Source organism: Cupriavidus sp. F041, from assembly GCF_057814235.1.
In genome coordinates this window covers 3607496-3625817 of sequence record NZ_JBVASY010000002.1, presented here as the reverse complement: position 1 = coordinate 3625817, position 18322 = coordinate 3607496, and the positions used below count along the sequence as shown (strand labels likewise).

20 protein-coding genes and 1 tRNA gene are annotated in these 18322 nt (G+C 64.8%); 12 read left to right on the top strand and 9 right to left on the bottom strand.

The genetic code is table 11. From position 1 onward, the window contains the following. Positions 1 to 20 precede the first annotated feature (20 nt). The 5 genes from ACZY0R_RS34095 to ACZY0R_RS34075 form a co-directional block, all read right to left on the bottom strand. Positions 21 to 938 (bottom strand): prepilin peptidase, encoded by a 918-nt coding sequence (locus tag ACZY0R_RS34095; RefSeq protein ID WP_488864713.1) that lies wholly within the window; start codon positions 936 to 938, stop codon positions 21 to 23. A 3-nt stretch (positions 939 to 941) separates the two neighbouring features. Beyond that, positions 942 to 2207, bottom strand: a complete 1266-nt coding sequence (locus ACZY0R_RS34090; RefSeq protein WP_488864711.1) for a type II secretion system F family protein — start codon at positions 2205 to 2207, stop codon at positions 942 to 944. A gap of 53 nt (positions 2208 to 2260) precedes the next feature. Next, entirely contained in the window at positions 2261 to 4015 is a 1755-nt protein-coding gene (gene pilB, locus ACZY0R_RS34085) for a type IV-A pilus assembly ATPase PilB (protein WP_488864709.1), read from the bottom strand. A gap of 247 nt (positions 4016 to 4262) precedes the next feature. Continuing rightward, a tRNA-Pro gene (locus ACZY0R_RS34080) sits at positions 4263 to 4339 on the bottom strand. Between the two features lie 150 nt (positions 4340 to 4489). Beyond that, a complete protein-coding gene (locus tag ACZY0R_RS34075) occupies positions 4490 to 4840 on the bottom strand; it encodes a winged helix-turn-helix domain-containing protein (RefSeq protein WP_488864707.1) in 351 nt (116 codons plus the stop codon). An 85-nt stretch (positions 4841 to 4925) separates the two neighbouring features. On the opposite strand from ACZY0R_RS34075, the gene ACZY0R_RS34070 reads away from it, so the two are divergent. Then, positions 4926 to 5492, top strand: a complete 567-nt coding sequence (locus ACZY0R_RS34070) for a hypothetical protein (RefSeq protein ID WP_488864705.1) — start codon at positions 4926 to 4928, stop codon at positions 5490 to 5492. Positions 5493 to 5795: 303 nt separating this feature from the next. Here ACZY0R_RS34070 and ispB read toward each other — a convergent pair whose 3' ends face one another. Further along, the gene (ispB, locus tag ACZY0R_RS34065) at positions 5796 to 6725 is read right to left on the bottom strand and encodes an octaprenyl diphosphate synthase (RefSeq protein ID WP_488866337.1); all 930 of its coding nucleotides are present in this window, start codon (positions 6723 to 6725) and stop codon (positions 5796 to 5798) included. A 146-nt stretch (positions 6726 to 6871) separates the two neighbouring features. On the opposite strand from ispB, the gene ACZY0R_RS34060 reads away from it, so the two are divergent. From ACZY0R_RS34060 to proB, 5 genes are all read left to right on the top strand, one after another. Next, complete coding sequence (locus ACZY0R_RS34060; RefSeq protein WP_488864703.1) at positions 6872 to 7003, top strand: hypothetical protein; 132 nt, start codon at positions 6872 to 6874, stop codon at positions 7001 to 7003. A gap of 292 nt (positions 7004 to 7295) precedes the next feature. Next, positions 7296 to 7607: a 50S ribosomal protein L21 gene (gene rplU, locus ACZY0R_RS34055; RefSeq protein ID WP_006576525.1), complete on the top strand. Its 312-nt coding sequence runs from the start codon at positions 7296 to 7298 to the stop codon at positions 7605 to 7607. A 70-nt stretch (positions 7608 to 7677) separates the two neighbouring features. After that, on the top strand, positions 7678 to 7938 hold the full coding sequence (rpmA, locus tag ACZY0R_RS34050; protein WP_035875569.1) for a 50S ribosomal protein L27: 261 nt from the start codon (positions 7678 to 7680) through the stop codon (positions 7936 to 7938). A gap of 147 nt (positions 7939 to 8085) precedes the next feature. Further along, entirely contained in the window at positions 8086 to 9186 is a 1101-nt protein-coding gene (gene cgtA, locus ACZY0R_RS34045) for an Obg family GTPase CgtA (RefSeq protein WP_035875566.1), read from the top strand. Positions 9187 to 9277: 91 nt separating this feature from the next. Further along, complete coding sequence (gene proB, locus ACZY0R_RS34040) at positions 9278 to 10396, top strand: glutamate 5-kinase (RefSeq protein WP_045237169.1); 1119 nt, start codon at positions 9278 to 9280, stop codon at positions 10394 to 10396. Between the two features lie 87 nt (positions 10397 to 10483). Here proB and ACZY0R_RS34035 read toward each other — a convergent pair whose 3' ends face one another. Both ACZY0R_RS34035 and ACZY0R_RS34030 read right to left on the bottom strand, forming a co-directional pair. Continuing rightward, a complete protein-coding gene (locus ACZY0R_RS34035; protein ID WP_488864697.1) occupies positions 10484 to 11113 on the bottom strand; it encodes a CNP1-like family protein in 630 nt (209 codons plus the stop codon). Next, complete coding sequence (locus tag ACZY0R_RS34030; RefSeq protein WP_045237167.1) at positions 11106 to 11768, bottom strand: RNA pyrophosphohydrolase; 663 nt, start codon at positions 11766 to 11768, stop codon at positions 11106 to 11108. Before ACZY0R_RS34030 ends, ACZY0R_RS34035 begins: the two co-directional genes overlap by 8 nt. 184 nt (positions 11769 to 11952) lie before the next feature. On the opposite strand from ACZY0R_RS34030, the gene ACZY0R_RS34025 reads away from it, so the two are divergent. The 6 genes from ACZY0R_RS34025 to ACZY0R_RS34000 all read left to right on the top strand — a co-directional run bounded on the left by ACZY0R_RS34025 (position 11953) and on the right by ACZY0R_RS34000 (position 17748). Then, a complete protein-coding gene (locus ACZY0R_RS34025; RefSeq protein ID WP_488864696.1) occupies positions 11953 to 13674 on the top strand; it encodes a proline--tRNA ligase in 1722 nt (573 codons plus the stop codon). A 5-nt stretch (positions 13675 to 13679) separates the two neighbouring features. Further along, the gene (locus tag ACZY0R_RS34020) at positions 13680 to 14438 is read left to right on the top strand and encodes a lytic transglycosylase domain-containing protein (protein ID WP_488864694.1); all 759 of its coding nucleotides are present in this window, start codon (positions 13680 to 13682) and stop codon (positions 14436 to 14438) included. Then, positions 14435 to 15397 (top strand): 2OG-Fe(II) oxygenase, encoded by a 963-nt coding sequence (locus ACZY0R_RS34015; protein ID WP_488864692.1) that lies wholly within the window; start codon positions 14435 to 14437, stop codon positions 15395 to 15397. Before ACZY0R_RS34020 ends, ACZY0R_RS34015 begins: the two co-directional genes overlap by 4 nt. After that, positions 15397 to 16221 (top strand): AraC family ligand binding domain-containing protein, encoded by an 825-nt coding sequence (locus tag ACZY0R_RS34010; RefSeq protein ID WP_488864690.1) that lies wholly within the window; start codon positions 15397 to 15399, stop codon positions 16219 to 16221. The genes ACZY0R_RS34015 and ACZY0R_RS34010 overlap by 1 nt, the downstream gene beginning before the upstream one ends. Before the next feature lie 116 nt (positions 16222 to 16337). After that, the gene (locus tag ACZY0R_RS34005) at positions 16338 to 16994 is read left to right on the top strand and encodes a LysE family translocator (RefSeq protein WP_488864688.1); all 657 of its coding nucleotides are present in this window, start codon (positions 16338 to 16340) and stop codon (positions 16992 to 16994) included. A gap of 133 nt (positions 16995 to 17127) precedes the next feature. Beyond that, positions 17128 to 17748, top strand: coding sequence for a LysE family translocator (locus ACZY0R_RS34000; RefSeq protein WP_488864686.1), 621 nt, complete (start codon positions 17128 to 17130; stop codon positions 17746 to 17748). Here the strand turns inward: ACZY0R_RS34000 and ACZY0R_RS33995 are convergent. Beyond that, on the bottom strand, positions 17732 to 18274 hold the full coding sequence (locus ACZY0R_RS33995; RefSeq protein ID WP_488864684.1) for a hypoxanthine-guanine phosphoribosyltransferase: 543 nt from the start codon (positions 18272 to 18274) through the stop codon (positions 17732 to 17734). The two genes, ACZY0R_RS34000 and ACZY0R_RS33995, sit on opposite strands and share 17 nt — an antisense overlap. Between the last annotated feature and the right edge of the window lie 48 nt (positions 18275 to 18322).

Below are 18322 nucleotides of genomic sequence, written 5' to 3'. Positions count from 1 at the left end.
CGGCATGCGGCCGGCGCCATTCAGCCCGCGATGCCCAGCGGCAGCGCGTTGCTGCCGAAGAACAGTACGAGCAGGCCAGCGCCGGCGATATAGGGGCCGAAGGCGAAGTGCGTATCGCGATCCTGACGGCGCAGCGCGATATTGGCAAGCGCGAATACCAGGGCCACCACCGACGACAGCAGTACCAGCGCCGGCAGCGCCTGCCAGCCGAACCAGGCACCCATCGCGCCCATCAGCTTGAAGTCGCCGTAGCCCATGCCCTCCTTGCCGCGCACCAGCTTGAACACCCAGTACACCGTCCACAGCAGCAGATAACCGGCGGCGGCGCCGGTCACCGCGTCGGCCAGCGGGGCGAAGAGTCCGCCGAGATTGAGCAGCAGGCCCAGCCACAGCAGCGGCAGGGTGATCTGGTCGGGCAGCAGTTGCGTGTCGGCGTCGATCAGGGTGAGGGCGATCAGGGCCCAGATCATGGCGATGGCCGCCAGCGCCTGCCAGGTCGGCCCGAAATGGGCGGCGACCAGCGCGGTCAGCAGCGCGGTGGCAGCCTCAACCATGGGATAGCGTGCGCCGATGGGTGCGTGGCAGGCCGAACAGCGTCCGCGCAGCACCAGGTAGCTCAGCACCGGAATGTTCTCCAGCACGCCGATGGCATGTCCGCAGTGCGGACACGCCGAGCGCGGCACCATCAGGTTGTAGGGCTCGGGATGGGGAAGCGGGTCATCGCGTAGCTCGGCGATGTAGTTGGCTTCCTCTCGGTCGATCATGCGCGGCAGGCGGTGCACCACCACGTTCAGGAAGCTGCCGACCAGCAAGCCAACCAGCGCGGCGGCGGCCACCAGGAACCAGGGCGGCAGCGCCGCAAGCCCGGCGATGGTCTGCGCGGGGGCAGCCAGTGAGGAAATCGCGCCGCTGGCGCCGTCCGCGGAAAACAGCCACATGCCTTACACCACCTGTCCCAGTTTGAAGATCGGAAGATACATTGCCACCACCATGCCGCCAATCAGCACGCCCAGCACCACGATGATCAGCGGCTCGATCAGGCTGGAGATGGCGGCCACGGCGTCGTCGACCTCGCGCTCGTAGAACTCAGCCACCTTCAGCAGCATATTGTCCAGCGCGCCCGACTCCTCGCCGATCTGCGTCATCTGCAGCACCATATTGTCGAACACATGGGTGGCCTGCATGGCGTTGGTCAGGCTGGTACCGATGCGCACCGATTGTTCGATCTCCTTGGTGGCGTCATAGTAGACCCAGTTGCCGGCGGCGCCGGCCACGGATTCCATCGACTCCACCAGCGGGGTGCCGGCGGCGAACATGGTGGCCAGCGTCCGCGTCCAGCGGGCGATCACCGCCTTGCGGAACAGCGAGCCGAAGATCGGCAGCTTGAGCAGCATGCGGTCGCTGGCGCGCTGGACTTTTTCCGATCGTTTCAGGCTCCGTATATACAGCGTGATGGACAGGATCGGCGCGCCGATGACCAGGTACCAGTTGTCGACGAAGAAATCCGACATCGCGATCACGGCGAGCGTGGGCGCGGGCAGATTGGCGCCAAAGCTCGAGAACACGCCCTTGAAGGCAGGGATCACGAAGATCATCAGGATCAACGTCACGGCAAAGGCCACCGACAGCACGGCGATCGGGTAGATCATGGCCGACTTGATCTGGCTCTTCAGCGCGATGGTCTTTTCCATGTAGAGCGACAAGCGCTCCAGCAGGGCATCCAGGATACCGCCTTGCTCGCCGGCATCGATCAGGTTGCAGTAGAGCGTGTCGAAGTATCGCGGATGGCGGCGGAAGGCCTGCGCCATGCTGCTGCCTGATTCGATATCGAAGCGGATCTCGCCCAGCAGCTGCGTGAAGTTGGGGTTGGAATGCCCGCGCGCGATGATGTCGATCGACTGCAGCAGCGGGATGCCCGCCTTGAGCATGGTGGAGAGCTGGCGCGTGAAATACGCGATGTCCTTCTCGGTGATCTTGCGCCCGCGCGCCGCCCGCCGCTTCTTCAGCTTGACGACGGTCAGCCCCTGCTTGCGCAGGGTGGCATTGACCTCGGCCTGGCTTTCGGCGCGCAGTTCGCCCGAAAAGGCCTTGCCTTTGCGGTCCTTGCCCTCCCACTCGAAGATGTACTGCGTGGGCGCCTTACGCCCGGATTTCACCTTGGGCGCAGCCGCCTTGCGCGCGGCGGCGGCTGGTGCGCGTGTCGCCATGATTGACCCCCAATGACATCTTGTTGTTTTGCGTTTCTTACGCTTTTACGTTTCTACGTATTTGTTGTTGCCAGCACTTCTTCGAGCGAGGTGACACCCTGTTTCACCTTGGCCAGCCCGGCTTCGCGCAACGATAGCACGCCGTCTTTGCGCGCCTGCTCGGCAATCTGCAAGGCCGTGCCGTGCGTCAGGATGATCTGTTGCATGGCCTCGTTGATCGGCATCACCTGATAGATGCCGCAGCGGCCCTTGTAGCCGCTGCCGTTGCAGCGCTCGCAGCCGACCGGATGATACGGCTGCCAGCTTCCGTCCAGATCCGGTTCCTGGAAGCCGGCGTCGACCAGCACCTCGCGCGTCAGTTCGCCGGGCCGCTTGCAGGAGCACAGCCGGCGCGCCAGGCGCTGCGCGGTGATCATCAGCACGCTCGATGCGATATTGAAGGGCGCCACGCCCATGTTCATCAGGCGCGTGAGCGTGGTCGGCGCATCGTTGGTGTGCAGCGTGGAGAACACCAGGTGGCCGGTCTGCGCGGCCTTGATCGAGATGTCGGCGGTTTCCAGGTCGCGGATTTCGCCGACCATGATGATGTCGGGATCCTGCCGCAGGAAGGAGCGCAGCGCCGCGGCGAAGGTCAGGCCTGCCTTCTCGTTGACGTTGACCTGATTGATGCCGGGCAACTGGATTTCGGCCGGGTCCTCGGCCGTTGAGATATTGATGTCGCCCTGGTTCAGCCGGTTCAGGAAGGTGTACAGCGAGACCGTCTTGCCACTGCCGGTGGGGCCGGTCACCAGCACCATGCCGTAGGGGCGCTTGATAACGTCCAGCAGCATGGCCTTCTGCGCCGGTTCGTAGCCGAGCTGGTCGATGTCCAGCTTGTCGGAGGACGATTCCAGGATCCGGATCACGATCTTCTCGCCGAACAAGGTCGGCAGCGTAGAGACGCGGAAGTCGATCGCCTTCTCGATGGTTTCCTTGGGTTCCTTGCTGTCCTTGGCGTCCTTCTCGCCGCCTTTCTCCTTGGGCAGCGCGATCAGCAGTTTCATGCGGCCGTCCTGCGGCACGCGCTTCTCGGAGATGTCCAGGCGCGACAGCACCTTGATGCGGGTGGATATCTTGTCGCGGATATCCACCGGCGGACGCGCGACCTCCTGCAGCACGCCGTCCACGCGGAAGCGGATGCGGTAGAAGGTTTCGAAAGGCTCGAAGTGCAGGTCGGAGGCGCCGCGGTGGAAGGCTTCGGTCAGCAGCTTGTGCAGGAAACGCACCACCGGCGCATCGTCGATATCGGCCGCGGTCTTGTTGCGCAGCGCGCCGGCGGAGGCGACCGGGTCGTACTCGATCATCTTGCGCTCGGCCTGCGCCGGGGCGATCGACTTGAACGTGCCGCTGCTGTCGTCGGTGGCGGAGCGCACGTAGGTCATCAGCTTGTCGTGCTCGACCACGACGGCGTCCACCGGCAGGTTGTATTTCTGCTTGATGGCGTCCAGCCCGGCCTGGTTGCCGGGGTCCGACAGCGCCAGCACCAGCCGGTTTTCGCGCCGGCCCAGCGGCAGCAGCCGGTGCGCGTGGAATTCACGGTTGCCCGCCAATGCCGGCGGCACCTTGTTCAGGTTGTACTGACTCAGATCGACCAGGGGCAGCTGATATTTATCAGCTGCGAAGATCGCCACATCATGCGCAGTCATGGTGCCGCTGGCGATGATCTCGTCGATCAGCTGCGACTTTTTTTCTCGTGCCGACTGTTCAAGCTGGGCGAGCAGGGCCGGCGCGATACGCCGGCTCTGTGCAAGAGCTAGACCAAGTGTCATGGCAAAACGCTAGTTGGCCGGCAAGCGGCCGAAAGACCCCGAATCGGGGCAGTTTGCCGCCGGGGTCACTTTTTGTAAAGCCGAGCCGGGAGGGGTATTGGCGTTTGTGCGACACGGGCGCAACCCTACTTGCGCGGGGGGATGAGCGAGAGGTGGGAATCGGCCGGAGCGGTGGCGCGCGCGCAAATGAAAAAAGGCCGCACATTGCTGTGCGGCCTTTTTTGTACGGTCTCGGGGACCGTGAAACTGGTCGGGGTGAGAGGATTCGAACCTCCGGCCTCTACGTCCCGAACGTAGCGCTCTACCAGGCTAAGCTACACCCCGTTTGTTATTTTCAGCGCCAGAAGTTGCTACAGCGCGAAAGCACACAAGTGTAGCAGCCTTTTTTTCAGAATGGAAGAGGGTGAGCGCTTGTACGTACCGACTCTTGCAGTTGGGCGCTATGGCATCGGGATAGACGCTGAAAAAACGCGCTTATTTGCCAGACGTTGCCTTTACCAGGCACTCGGAAAGCTTGTCGAAATGGCGAAGTGCGGCCTGCGTCAGTTCCACCTGCTTGCGCCGCGCATCTTCCGTATCCGACAGCGTGATCCAGCCCTTCTTGCGCATGGACTTCAGGCGGGCGTGCAGGGTCGCGGGCGACCCCAGATCGCTTCTATTGGCCATCATGTCCCTGACGGATAAGCTTTCTTGCGTCTGGCTTGCCCGCGCTACCACTTCGAGATTGCGTTCCTCGAGCGGGTCCAGGGCCGGTAACGCAGGCAGGCCTCGCAACGCTTCGGCAAGCTGCAAGAATCGCAGGTAGATATCAGCGGGTCGGGTCATGAATTCGTCCCCAGGAGCGAGGGGCTGCACTTGTGATGTTCGCGGATCAGCTATCATCCACTCGCCGCCGCGGAATTCTACGCCAATGTCAAACCTGCGCCTGCAACTCGGCATGGTCATCACGACAATCGTGATGTTCATCCTGATGTTGGTGCTCAACGAATGGTTGAGCCGCAACCTGGAATTCGTGCCCGGCATCAACTGGGTTTATCTGCCCGCTGGCATGCGGCTCTTGTGCACACTGCTGTTCGGAGAAGCTGGTGCAATCGGGTTGCTGCTCGTATCGTGGCTGGTTAGCTTCTTCTACTTCTTCCCGAACGACTTCAGCAGGGCGTTCATGGGCGGCATCGTGGCAACAGTCGCTCCCTACCTGGTCTACCGGCTTGCGCAGCAAATTTTCGGCCTGCGCGCGTCGCTCACCAATCTGACGCCGAAGCGGCTATTGCTCTGCGTTGTTGCGTATGCCGTCGCTAGCCCGCTGTTGCACCATATCTGGTTCGCCCTGCATGGCGATAGCAGCAATCTTGTGCAAGGCTTTCTGGTCATGTTCGCAGGAGATCTGAGTGGAACTTTGATCGTGATCTACGCGATCAAGGGGCTCCTGTTGTTGATGCCTACGCGCAAGACTCTGATGCGGGTGGCTGGCAAATAGGGGCAAACAGGGCCGGATAGGCGATGCGAAAGCAATATCCCTGATTCTGCTTTCGCACCTCCCCTGCCGGATTCTTTTCCGGCGCTAGCTACGCTGCAGGGCGGTGTGAGAATCAGGTGCAAGTGCCAGATGTTGGGCCCGCTTGGTTTGTTAACGGCGCGCAACGGTGGGCCATTGGCATTTAGGGTAGGCGAGTACTGCCGTCAGGTGCATCCTCAGCGCGGCGGCCATTCTTGCGGAACGGAGCGAGCGGCCGGGCCGCCGCTCCCTTGCGGGCTGACGCGCGCTGTTCGCGCTACGGTATCAGGACAGCCGTTGCAGCGAAAACGCGCACAGCTCGATCAGCGTTTGCTTCAAGGGGGAGTCGGGGAACTGCCGGGCCGCTTTTTCCGCCGCATCGGCTTCGCGCTGCGCTGCCTGGAAGGTGACCTCCAGTGCGCCGCAGGCGTGGATTGCCGCGAACACGGCATCGAAATGCTCGGTGCCGCCTTGCACGATGGCCTCGCGGGCCAGCGCGCGTTGTTCGGCGGTGCCGTGCTCGAGCAGATGCAGCAACGGCAGGGTGGGCTTGCCTTCGCGCAGGTCGTCGCCGGCGTTCTTGCCCATCTGTTCCGCGCTGGCGGTGTAGTCCAGCATGTCGTCGATCAGCTGGAAGGCAGTGCCGATGCGGCGGCCGTATTCCGCCGCGGCTTCCTCGGTGGCGGCGTCGGCGCCGGCCAGCACGGCGCCCAACTGGGCCGATGCCTCGAACAGCTTGGCGGTCTTGTAGCGGATCACCTGCAGGTAGCGCTCCACCGTGACGTCGGGGTCGTGCATGTTCAGCAGTTGCAGGACCTCGCCTTCGGCGATCACATTGGTGGCATTGGAGAGGATCTCCATGATGCGCATGCTGCCCGCGTCGACCATCATCTGGAAGGCGCGCGAGTAGAGGAAGTCGCCTACCAGCACGCTGGCGGCGTTGCCGAATACCGCATTGGCGGTCTGGCGGCCGCGCCGCAGCTCCGACTCGTCGACCACGTCGTCGTGCAGCAGGGTGGCGGTGTGGATGAACTCGACCACCGCGGCCAGGTCGTGGTGCCGGTTGCCGTCGTAGCCGAAGGCCCGCGCGGACAGCAGCAGGATCACCGGGCGCAGGCGCTTGCCGCCCGCGCTGATGATGTACTCGCCGATCTGCTCGATCAGTGGCACCTCCGATGCGAGGCGCTGGCGGATAACCGAATCAACGGCGCGCATGTCGGCAGCGACCGGGGCAAGCAAGGCAGTGGCGGAAGACTGGGACAAGATGTTCACCGTTACGCAAAACCCGCCGATTATAAGCGATGCGGGTGTATGTATGTCCCCCGGACGGAGGGTGCAGCGGTGCCAGGAAGAGCGCGGCCGTGGCCGCTGCGGCAACCTATAATGCCGGCATGACCCAGCAACATGCCTCCTCAAGCCGCCGCTTGCGCCGCACTGCGCTGTGGGCAGCTTTCGCCGCCCTGGCCGGTTTTCTGCTGTCGGACCTGATCTGACCCAAGCGGGCCGAGAAGTGCCTCAGGCGGCGCCGGACGCCGCCGGGCAGGCTATGTGCCTGTTTTCTTTGTACTTTTCCCGGCTTTGGTATAGAATCGTGGGTTTCCTCCGGCCGCTTTGTGTTGTCTGCGGGTGCGCTGGCGGGAGATAACCGGGCCAATTGGGCCGTCCGGCTTGTCTGTTTTCCTTGCTTGCGGCTGATCCCAGGATCGGTGGCGGCGGGATGAAACGGACGCAAGGGCGCGCCGGCGTTGGTTTTCGGCGTTTTATTTCACATCGAGAGGTTCGACAATGTACGCGGTCGTAAAAACCGGCGGCAAGCAATATAAGGTTGCTGCTGGCGAAAAACTTAAAGTAGAACAGATACCGGCAGACATTGGCGCAGAAATCACGCTCGACCAGGTGCTCGCAGTGGGCGCAGGCGACCAAATCAAGTTTGGTACGCCGCTGGTTAGCGGGGCTTCCGTCAAGGCTACCGTTATCTCCCAAGGTCGTCACGATAAGGTGAAGATCTTCAAGATGCGCCGTCGCAAGCACTATCAAAAGCGTCAAGGCCATCGTCAAAATTACACCGAGCTGCGCATCGAAGCGATCGTTGCCTGAGCCCTCGCTCAGTCCTCATCGAAATCGAATTCAAGCGTACCTAGGTAAAGTAAAGCGACAGGAGTTAGTCATGGCACAGAAAAAGGGCGGCGGTTCCACACGGAACGGCCGCGATTCCGAATCGAAGCGTCTGGGCGTCAAGGTGTTTGGTGGCCAGGCCATTAACGCCGGCAGCATCATCGTGCGTCAGCGCGGTACCCGCGTGCACCCGGGCGAGAACGTTGGCATTGGCAAGGATCACACCCTCTTTGCCCTGGTCGACGGTCACGTGCAGTTCGCCGTCAAGGGCGCTGCCAAGAAGCAGCAGGTCAGCGTCGTTCCGGCAGTCTGATCACAGCCTTTGCAGCATGAAGGCCCCGCAGTACTTGCGGGGCTTTTTCGTTTCTGGCGACAATATCAGTGTCGCCATCCGCCGAGCGCGCGGTCCCGCCATCCTGGCCGGGCACGCGCTGCGGCCGCTCCACCTCGGAAGGTCATCATGAAGTTCATCGACGAAGCCAGAATTGAAGTCATCGCCGGCAACGGCGGCAATGGCAGCGCATCGATGCGGCGCGAGAAATTTGTGCCCTTCGGTGGCCCGGACGGTGGCGACGGCGGCGACGGCGGCAGCGTCTATGCGGTGGCAGACCGCAACATCAATACCCTGATCGACTTCCGCTATGCCAAGAAGCATGTGGCGCGCAACGGCGAGAACGGCCGCGGCGCCGACTGCTACGGCGCGGGCGGCGAGGACGTGAAGCTGCGCATGCCGGTCGGCACGCAGATCCTGGACATGGATTCCGGCGACCTGATCGCCGACCTGACCGAGCATGGGCAGACCGTCTGCCTGGCCCAGGGTGGCCTGGGCGGCTGGGGCAACCTGCACTTCAAGTCCAGTACCAACCGCGCGCCGCGCCAGCAGGTGGACGGCAAGCCCGGCGAGCGCCGCATGATCAAGCTGGAGCTGAAGGTGCTGGCCGACGTGGGCCTGCTGGGCATGCCCAATGCCGGCAAGTCGACCTTTATCTCGCACATCTCCAATGCGCGCCCGAAGGTGGCGGACTACCCCTTCACCACGCTGCATCCCAACCTGGGCGTGGTGCGGGTTGATCACGAGCAGTCCTTCGTGGTGGCTGACATCCCCGGCCTGATCGAGGGCGCGGCGGAAGGCGCCGGGCTGGGCCACCAGTTCCTGCGTCACTTGCAGCGCACGGGGCTGCTGCTGCATATCGTCGACCTGGCGCCGTTCGACGAAAGCGTGGATCCGGTGGCCGAAGCCCGCGCCATCGTCAACGAGCTGAAGAAGTACGACGAAAGCCTTTACGAAAAACCGCGCTGGCTGGTGCTCAACAAGCTGGACGTGGTGCCTGACGAAGAGCGCGAGGCGCGCGTCAAGGACTTCGTCAAGCGCTACAAGTGGAAGGGCCCGGTGTTCCGCATCTCCGCCCTGACCGGCGAAGGCTGCCGCGAACTGATCTACGCGATCAAGGATCACCTGGCCGCGATCAAGGCCGAGGAAGTCGCCGCGCTGGCGGAGCCGGACATCCGCCTGGATGAGCGGCTGCACAACGTCGACCAGTCCGGCGGCGAGCAAAACTAAGCCGGGGGCCAGACAGGCCGCCCGGCAGCAGGGCGAGACGATGCGCTCGCCCGCCAAAAAACGACAGTACCCAGCAGACAGGATTCTCTTCATGCAATCGGTCATCGCCCAGGCAAAACGTATCGTCGTCAAGGTTGGGTCCAGCCTGGTGACCAACGACGGCAAGGGTCTCGATCACGAGGCCATCGCCCGATGGGCGGCGCAGATCGCCAAGCTGCGCATGGCCGGCAAGGAAGTCGTGCTGGTCAGCTCCGGCGCCATTGCCGAGGGCATGCAGCGGCTGGGCTGGGTACGGCGCCCCAAGGAAATCCACGAATTGCAGGCCGCCGCCGCGGTGGGCCAGATGGGCCTGGCCCAGGTCTACGAGAGCCAGTTCGGCCGCTACGGCATCCGCACCGCCCAGGTCCTGCTGACCCACGCCGACCTGGCTGACCGCGAGCGCTACCTCAATGCGCGCTCGACCCTGCTGACCCTGCTGTCGCTAGGCGTCGTGCCCATCATCAACGAGAACGACACCGTGGTCACCGACGAAATCAAGTTCGGCGACAATGACACTCTGGGCGCCCTGGTCACCAACCTGATCGAAGGCGATGCGCTGGTGATCCTGACCGACCAGCGTGGCCTCTATACCGCCGATCCGCGTAGCAATCCCCAGGCCGAGTTCGTGGATGAGGCGCTGGCCGGCGCGCTGGAGCTGGAAGCCATGGCCGGCGGCGCCGGCACGTCGATCGGCCGCGGTGGCATGCTGACCAAGATCCTGGCCGCCAAGCGCGCCGCCAAGTCGGGCGCGCACACCGTTATCGCGTCGGGACGCGAAGCCAATGTGCTCGAACGGCTGGCTGGCGGTGAAGGCATCGGCACGCAATTGCTGGCGCCGACCGGACGTCTTACCGCGCGCAAGCAGTGGATGGCGGATCACCTTCAACTGCGAGGGCGGGTGGTGATCGACGCTGGCGCGGTCGACAAACTCACCAGCGGCGGCAAGTCCCTGTTGCCGATCGGCGTGGTGGAAGTGCAGGGCGAGTTCGCGCGCGGCGAAGTCATCGCCTGCATCAATGCCGCCGGGCATGAGGTGGCTCGCGGCATCACCAACTATTCCAGTTCAGAGGCAAAGCTGATCGCGCGCAAGCCGTCGTCCGAGATCGAACGGGTGCTGGGCCACCAGAACGAGCACGAACTGATCCACCGGGACAATCTCGTGCTGGTCTGAATGGCGCGAAGCGCGCACAACAAACAGGGCTGCCCAGGCAGCCCTTTGTGTTTGGTACGGCGCGGTATTACCGCGCCGTACGCATTCTCAGCGCTGGATCGCGCTCTTGCGCGGCGCCTCGCCACGCAAGTCCCTGACGATCTCCTGTGCCGTGCCGGCCGCCCCGCGGCCCTCGCACATGAAATCCTTGGCCAGCGTGCCAGCGTAGTTGTTGCGCGAGATACCGGCCAGTTGGGTCCAGCCTTCGCGGTCGTCGCTGCGGTTGCGCACCCAGTCGGTCGCCCCCTTGGGCAAGGTGGCGTACATCTTGCGCTGCAACGTGTCGCAGCGCACGGCTTCAAAGCTGACGTTGCGCATGCCGCCTGCACCTGTAACGACCGCGGTATAGCGCACCGCGCCATCCGCGCCCACGGACACCGACTTTGCGTCCACCGCGAAATTGAAGTTGCCCGCGGGGCTGACCTCGAACGTGATCAGGTCCGCATCGCGCGGCAACGCCGGCAGCGGGACCTCGACTTCCTTGAAGTCCTTCGGGGCGAAGGGGTCGAGTATGCTCCATTCCTTCTTCGGCGGCGTGTAGTCCTCGGCCTCATCCGCTGGCTGCGGCTGCGGCTTGGGCTTGCTGGCGCAGCCAACCAGTCCGAGGCAGAGGGTCGCCGCCAGCAGACAGGCGGCAGGCAGGCTCGGGCGCAAGCCGCGGCCGGCGAATTCAATCATCGGTACTCCGTTCTGTGGACGCCGGTTCGGCCGGCGAAGTTGGGCCCGGATCGCAGGCCAAGTCCTGATGCGCCAGGGCCGGCACGCTGTCGGGATGTTCGTCCAGCGCCCCGCGGGCATAACCGGAGCGCGCGGATCCGTGCCGGCCATGCGTGCCGTAAGGGCTCAGCGGCGCGCGGGTATTGCGCTGCAGGAAGCGGGACAGCTCGGTCAGCGCCAGTTGATAGACGTCGCGCTTGAACTCGATGACAGCATCGAGCGGGACCCAGTAATGGCTCCAGCGCCAGGCATCGAACTCCGGGTGGTCGGTGGCACGCAGGCGGATGTCGCAATCGCGGCCCGCCATGCGCAACAGGAACCAAATCTGCTTCTGTCCCCTGTAATGGCCGCGGATTTCGCGGCGGATGAACTTGTCCGGCACCTCATAACGCAGCCAGTCGCGCGTGCGACCAACAATCCTGACATGCTCGGGCAGCAGACCGACTTCTTCATGTAGCTCGCGGTACATCGCCTGTTCCGGCGTTTCGCCGTATTTGATGCCGCCTTGCGGAAACTGCCACGAATGTTCGCCGATACGCTTGCCCCAGAACACCTCGTTCCGTGCGTTGATGAGGATGATGCCGACGTTCGGGCGAAAGCCTTCACGATCGAGCATGACTGCACCTCGAATCCTTTAGAATTACGTCGATTATAAAGGAAGCGCGTAATGGGGCTTTGTGCAACGGGGTGCTGGTTTTCCCCGAGCAGAAAGCGCCGCATCAGGCGCACGCGCAATGGATTCGCGCCATCCCGCACCCGGAACCCGCCGGGGCGGGCATGGCCTCACGAGAAAGCAACGGATGAAAGCCTCGCAATTCTTCATTTCCACCCTCAAGGAAGCCCCCTCCGACGCGGAAATCGTGTCGCACAAACTGATGATGCGCGCCGGCATGATCAAGAAGCTCGGCGCGGGCATCTATAACTACATGCCGGTGGGCCTGCGGGTGATCCGCAAGGTGGAGGCCATCGTGCGCGAGGAAATGAACCGCGCCGGAGCGGTCGAGCTGTCGATGCCGGTGATCCAGCCGGCCGAACTGTGGCAGGAAACCGGCCGCTGGGACAAGATGGGCCCGGAACTGCTGCGCCTGAAGGATCGCAACGAGCGCGATTTCGCCGTGCAGCCCACCTCCGAAGAGGTGGTGACGGATATCGCCCGCAGCGAAATTCGCAGCTACAAGCAGCTGCCGGTCAACTTCTACCAGATCCAGACCAAGTTCCGCGACGAGCGTCGGCCGCGCTTCGGCATCATGCGCGGGCGCGAATTCACCATGAAGGACGCCTACTCCTTCGACCGCGACGCGGCCGGGCTGAAGGTCTCCTATGACAAGATGTTCAACGCCTACGTGCGCATCTTCCAGCGGTTTGGCCTGGAATTCCGTGCCGTGGCGGCGGATAACGGCGCCATCGGCGGCTCCGGCTCGCACGAGTTCCATGTGATCGCCGATACCGGCGAAGACGCCATCGTCTATTGCCCCACCTCGGACTACGCCGCCAACATGGAAGCGGCCGAAGCCCTGCCGCTGCTGGCGCAGCGCGCCGCGCCGGCCGAAGACATGGTCAATACGCCCACCCCGGGCAAGGCCAAGTGCGAGCAAGTCGCCGAACTGCTTGGCATTCCGCTGGCACGCACGGTCAAGTCGATCGTGCTGGCCACCGACAGCGAGGCCGGTTCGCAGATCTGGCTGCTGCTGCTGCGCGGCGATCACGAGCTCAACGAGATCAAGGCCACCAAGGTGGCCGGCCTGGCCGAGTTCCGCTTCGCCACCGAGTCGGAGATCGTCGAGGCCTTCGGCACGCCCCCCGGCTACCTCGGCCCGATCAACACCAGGAAGCCCGTCAAGGTAGTGGCCGACCGCACCGTGGCCAATATGAGCGACTTCGTCTGCGGCGCCAACGAAAAGGATTACCACCTGACAGGCGTCAACTGGGGCCGCGACCTGCCCGAGCCGGTGGTGGCCGACCTGCGCAACGTGGTGGCGGGCGATGCCTCGCCGGACGGCAAGGGCACGCTGGAAATCTGCCGTGGCATCGAGGTCGGTCACGTGTTCATGCTCGGCACGCGCTACTCGGAGTCGATGAGCGCCACGTTCCTGGATGAGAACGGCAAGACCCAGCCCATGCAGATGGGCTGCTACGGCATTGGCGTGACCCGTATCCTGGGCGCCGCCATCGAGCAGAACTTCGACGAGCGCGGCATTATCTGGCCGGCAGCGATCGCCCCGTTCGCGGTGGTGATCTGCCCGGTTGGCTACGACCGCTCCGAGGGCGTCAAGGCCGAAGCCGACCGTATCCATGCAGAACTGCTGGCGGCCGGCGTCGACGTGATCCTGGACGATCGCGGCGAGCGCCCCGGCGCCATGTTTGCCGACTGGGAGCTGATTGGCGTGCCGCATCGCGTGGTGGTGGGCGACCGCGGCCTGAAGGAAGGCCGGGTCGAGTATCAGGGCCGCCGCGACGCCGAAGCGACCCAACTGCCGGTCGCGGACGTGGTTGCCCACGTGCGCGGACTGCTGTCCGCCTGAACGCCATGCGCCTCCCGCGCCTGCAGGACCTGACCCCGGAGCGCCGCTTGCGCCTGGCGCGGGCCGGCGCCGGCTTGCTGCTTGCGTTGAGCGCCGCCGCGCACGCGGGGGCGCAAAAGGAGGAGGACCTGGCGGATTCGGTGCGCGGCGCGCTTGCCGCGGCCATCGCCGATAGCCGCCCCCTGCGCCCGGCGTTCGCCACCGGTGGCGAACAGCTGGCGTATATCAAGTGGCTGGAGGAGATGTCGCACCGGCTCGCGGGGCGTATCCCGGAGCCGCAGGTGCGCATCGAACTGATCGAGACCGCCTACTACGAAGCCAAGCGCGCCGGGCTGGAACCGGCGCTGGTGCTCGGTCTGGTGCAGGTCGAGAGCAATTTTCGCAAGTACGCGATCAGCTCGGCCGGCGCCCGCGGGCTGATGCAGGTGATGCCGTTCTGGGTGCGCAGCATCGGCGATGGCGACTCTCGCAAGCTGTTCCACCTGCAGAGCAACCTGCGCTACGGTTGCACCATCCTGCGGCACTATCTCGACCGCGAGCAGGGCGACCTGTTCCTGGCGCTGGGCCGCTACAACGGCAGCCGGGGCCGCCCCGACTACCCCAACGCAGTGCTGGCGGCCTGGAAGCGCTGGCAATACTCCGAAGCCACCGTCACCGTGGCCGGCGATCCCGAAACCGGCACGGCCACCCGCAGCCGCGTGCTGCCGCCAGAAGCGCCGTCGCGCAACCCATTCTCGCCGCAGCGCCTGGCCAACCCCTCATGAGTCATACTCCCGGCACGCCCGGTACCACCGGCAAGGCGGGCTACACCAGTTCCTCCGCGGACCTGGAGCGCTGGCTGCGGCGCCATATCGGGCAAGGCTTCGGCGCCGAGGCGCTGGTGCAGTCGATGTGTCAGTCGGGCTACGACCAGGCCTTCGCACAGGCCACCGTGGCTGCTGCGCTGGCTGCCGCGGCGAGGGCAGAGGCGCGCGGGACCGCAGCCGACACCGCCGCGGAGATGGCGGCCGAGCTTGGCATCGACAAGCCCGCCGGCAATGCTGGCGATTGTGCTGGCGGCAAGGGCCACGCCGGCGCGCAGCCCGGGCGCAACGCGGCCCATCATGCCGGGCGCGAGATTCCCATCCTGTTCACTCTCGCGGCGCCGCGCGTCACCCTGTTCCAGCATTTGCTGACCGATGCCGAGTGCGATGGCCTGGTGGAGCTGGCGCGCGGGCGCCTGGCGCGTTCGCCGGTGATCAACCCCGATACCGGCGACGAGAACCTGATCGACGCGCGCACCAGCCTGGGCGCGATGTTCCAGGTTGGCGAGCATCCGCTGATCGAGCGCATCGAGGACTGCATCGCCGCGGTGACCGGGATTGCGAAGGATCGTGGCGAGGGCTTGCAGATCCTCAACTACAAGCCTGGCGGCGAGTACCAGCCGCATTACGACTATTTCAATCCCCAGCGGCCCGGAGAGGCGCGGCAGCTAAGGGTGGGCGGGCAACGCGTGGCCACCCTGGTGATCTACCTGAACAGCCCGGTAGCCGGCGGTGCCACCGCGTTTCCCAAGCTTGGCCTCGAGGTGGCGCCGGTCAAGGGCAATGCCGTCTATTTCAGCTATCGCAAGTCCGACGGCTCGCTGGATGAGCGCACGCTGCACGCCGGCCTGCCGGTCGAGGCGGGCGAGAAATGGATCGCCACCAAATGGCTGCGCGAGCGGCCGTACCGGAGCGAGTGATGCGCCTCACCGGTGGCCCCGGCAGCGGCGCGGGCACGCAGAAGTCTTGCTACTGGTTCGATCCGGCCATGCCGTATGTCGAAAGCCGACGCGCCAGCGACAGCGGAGCCGCCTACCTGCCGCATACCCATCCCACCCTGTCGATCGGCGCCGTCGATGGCGGCCACAGCATATTCACAACGGAAACCGAGTCCGTGCGGCTCGCAGCAGGCGATGTGGTCGTGATCCCGGCAGGGCAGGTGCACGCCTGCAACCCGGAACCGGATGGGCGCTGGAGCTACCAGATGCTGCACCTGGACCAGGCCTGGGCCGGCGCGGTGCTGGAGGCGCGCGGCGCCGGGCAGGCGTTGCCGGCGGCGCTGGCGCGGGTGCGCGTCACCAGCGCGGCCGACACCTACGCTGGCCTGTGCCGCCTCAACCATGTGCTGTTTTCCGCAGCTTCCATCGCGCAAAAGGAATCCATGCTGGCTGGCTTCGTCGCAGCGGTGTTCGGCTGCGCCGACCGGCGCCAGGTGGTGCGCGCGCCGCGCCCGTCCGGCACGCCCGAAGCTCGCCTGGCTCGCCTCGTAGCGATCCTGCAGGCGCGCCACGCGGAAACGCTGCCGCTGGCCGAACTGGCGCGTGGCGCCGGCATGAGCCGCTACCAGCTGATCCGTGCCTTCCGCGCCGAGGTTGGCATGACGCCGCATGCCTATCAGCTGGACCAACGCATCAACCATGCGCGCCAGTTGCTGCGGGCGGGGCGCCCGCCGAGATCGCCCAGGTGCTGGGCTTTTCCGACCAGAGCCATTTCCAGCGCGCGTTCAAGCAGCGTGTCGCGCTGACGCCGCGCGGCTACCAGCGCCGCGCCGGCTGAGCCGCCGCGCGCAATTTTCTCCAATACGCGCCACTACTTCGCAGCTCACACTTCGTGCCCATCACAAGACACGAAAGGACTGGCGTGGACTTTCCCATCGATTCAGGCTTCGGCCAATTTGCCATGGTGGCGGGCGCGCACTTTCTCGCGCTGCTCAGTCCGGGACCCGATTTCTTCCTGGTGGTGCGCAGCACGCTGGTGCATGGCGTGGGACGTGCCAGCGCGGTATGCCTGGGCATTGCACTCGGCAATGGCGTGTTCATCGGCCTCGCCATTGCGGGCCTGGCCGCCACCCGTACCAGCCAGGGCGTGTTCGCGGTGTTGCAGTGGGCCGGCTGCCTGTACCTGGCCTGGCTCGGCTGGCGGTTGCTGAGCGCCCGCGGCGAGACGCGGATGCCGGGCGCTGACGGCCCGCAGGCGCATGGTGCCGGCCACGCCGCCTACGCAGCGCAACTCGCCACCGGCTTTCTCTCCGCGGTGCTCAACCCCAAGAATGCCTTGTTCTACGCCAGCCTGTTTTCCGTGCTGGCTGGCACGCGCACGCCGCTGCCGGTCCAGCTTGGCTACGGTGCCTGGATGTTCGCCATGGTCTTCGGCTGGGACATCGTGGTGGCCTGGGGCGTGCGCCATCCGCTGGTGCGGGCGCGTTTCGCCCGCTCGGTGCGCGGTGTCGAACGGGTCACCGGTGTCATCCTCTGGGGCATCGCGCTGGCCGTGGCAGTCAATGCGGCGAAACCGTGAAGCAGCTGGATGCGGGGTGCCATTGGTGACACGCAAAGGCGTATCGCCAGTTTTCTGGGTAACTGTACCGGTACTGTACTGTTTTCCGTGACTAGACTGCCATCATTCCCTTTTGTATGCGATGGAGTCAGTCATGGCCGTGCCCCAGCTTGTCGCCGGATCCGGCGTGTTTGCCGCGTTCTGCGCGTTCGCCCTTGTTTCCTCGATCACGCCGGGCCCCAACAACACCATGGTGCTGGCCTCGGGCGTGAACTTCGGTTTCGCCCGCACCGTGCCCCATGTGCTGGGCATCAGCGCCGGTTTCGGCTTGATGGTGGCGGTGGTCGGACTCGGTCTGGGATCGCTGTTCGCGGCTTTGCCGTGGACCTGGCAGGTACTTCGCGTCGTGGCTGCGCTCTATCTCACCTGGCTGGCATGGAAGCTGGCGACGTCGGGCAGCGTGCAGGACCAGGAGGTGGGCAAGCCCATGGGGTTCCTGGCTGCGGCCGCGTTCCAGTGGGTCAATCCCAAGGCGTGGGTGATGGCGGTGGGCGCGTGCAGCACCTACGTGCTGCACGGCAATGTCTGGCTGAACGTGTTGCTGCTGTCGGGGTTGTTCGCCGTGATCAACCTGCCCAGCGTGGCGATGTGGGCGGTGTTCGGCTCGGCCTTGCGGCGCTGGCTGGCGCAGCCGCAGGTGCTGCGCCTGTTCAACGTGGCGATGGCGCTGTTGCTGCTGGCCTCGCTGTGGCCGATCCTTAGCGCAAGGCCCTGATGGTGGGCAGGTTGCGCCAGTAGCCGTGGGCGTCCATGCCGCAGCCGAAGACATAACGCTCCGGCACGGTGAAGCCGCAGAAATCCGGGTGCATGGGTTTGGGTTTCTGCAGCACCTTCTCGCACAGCACGGCCGCGTAGACGGCGGTGGCGCCCATGTCCATGATGCGCTGGCGGATGGCGGCCATGGTCTCGCCTTCGTCCAGGATGTCGTCCAGCACCAGCACCGTACGGCCCTTGACCGACTCGCGAGGCGCCACGCGCCATTGCATCTCGCCGCCCACCGTCTTGTTGTTGTAGCGCGAGAGGTGGATGTAGTCGAATTCCAGCGGGAAGGTCAGCTTGGGCAGCAGCATGCCGGTGAAGACCACCGCGCCGCCCATTACCGACAGCACCAGCGGGAAGGTGTCGCCCATCTTTTCCGTGATTTCGCCGGCCATGCGGTCCAGCGATTCCTGGACGGCTTGCGCGCTGACGATTTCCTCGGAGTTGGCCCACAGTTCGCGGGCCTGTTCGACGGTCATCATGATGTGGATCCTGTCTCTGTCTTGATCTTTTGCGGGTGAAACGGCGGC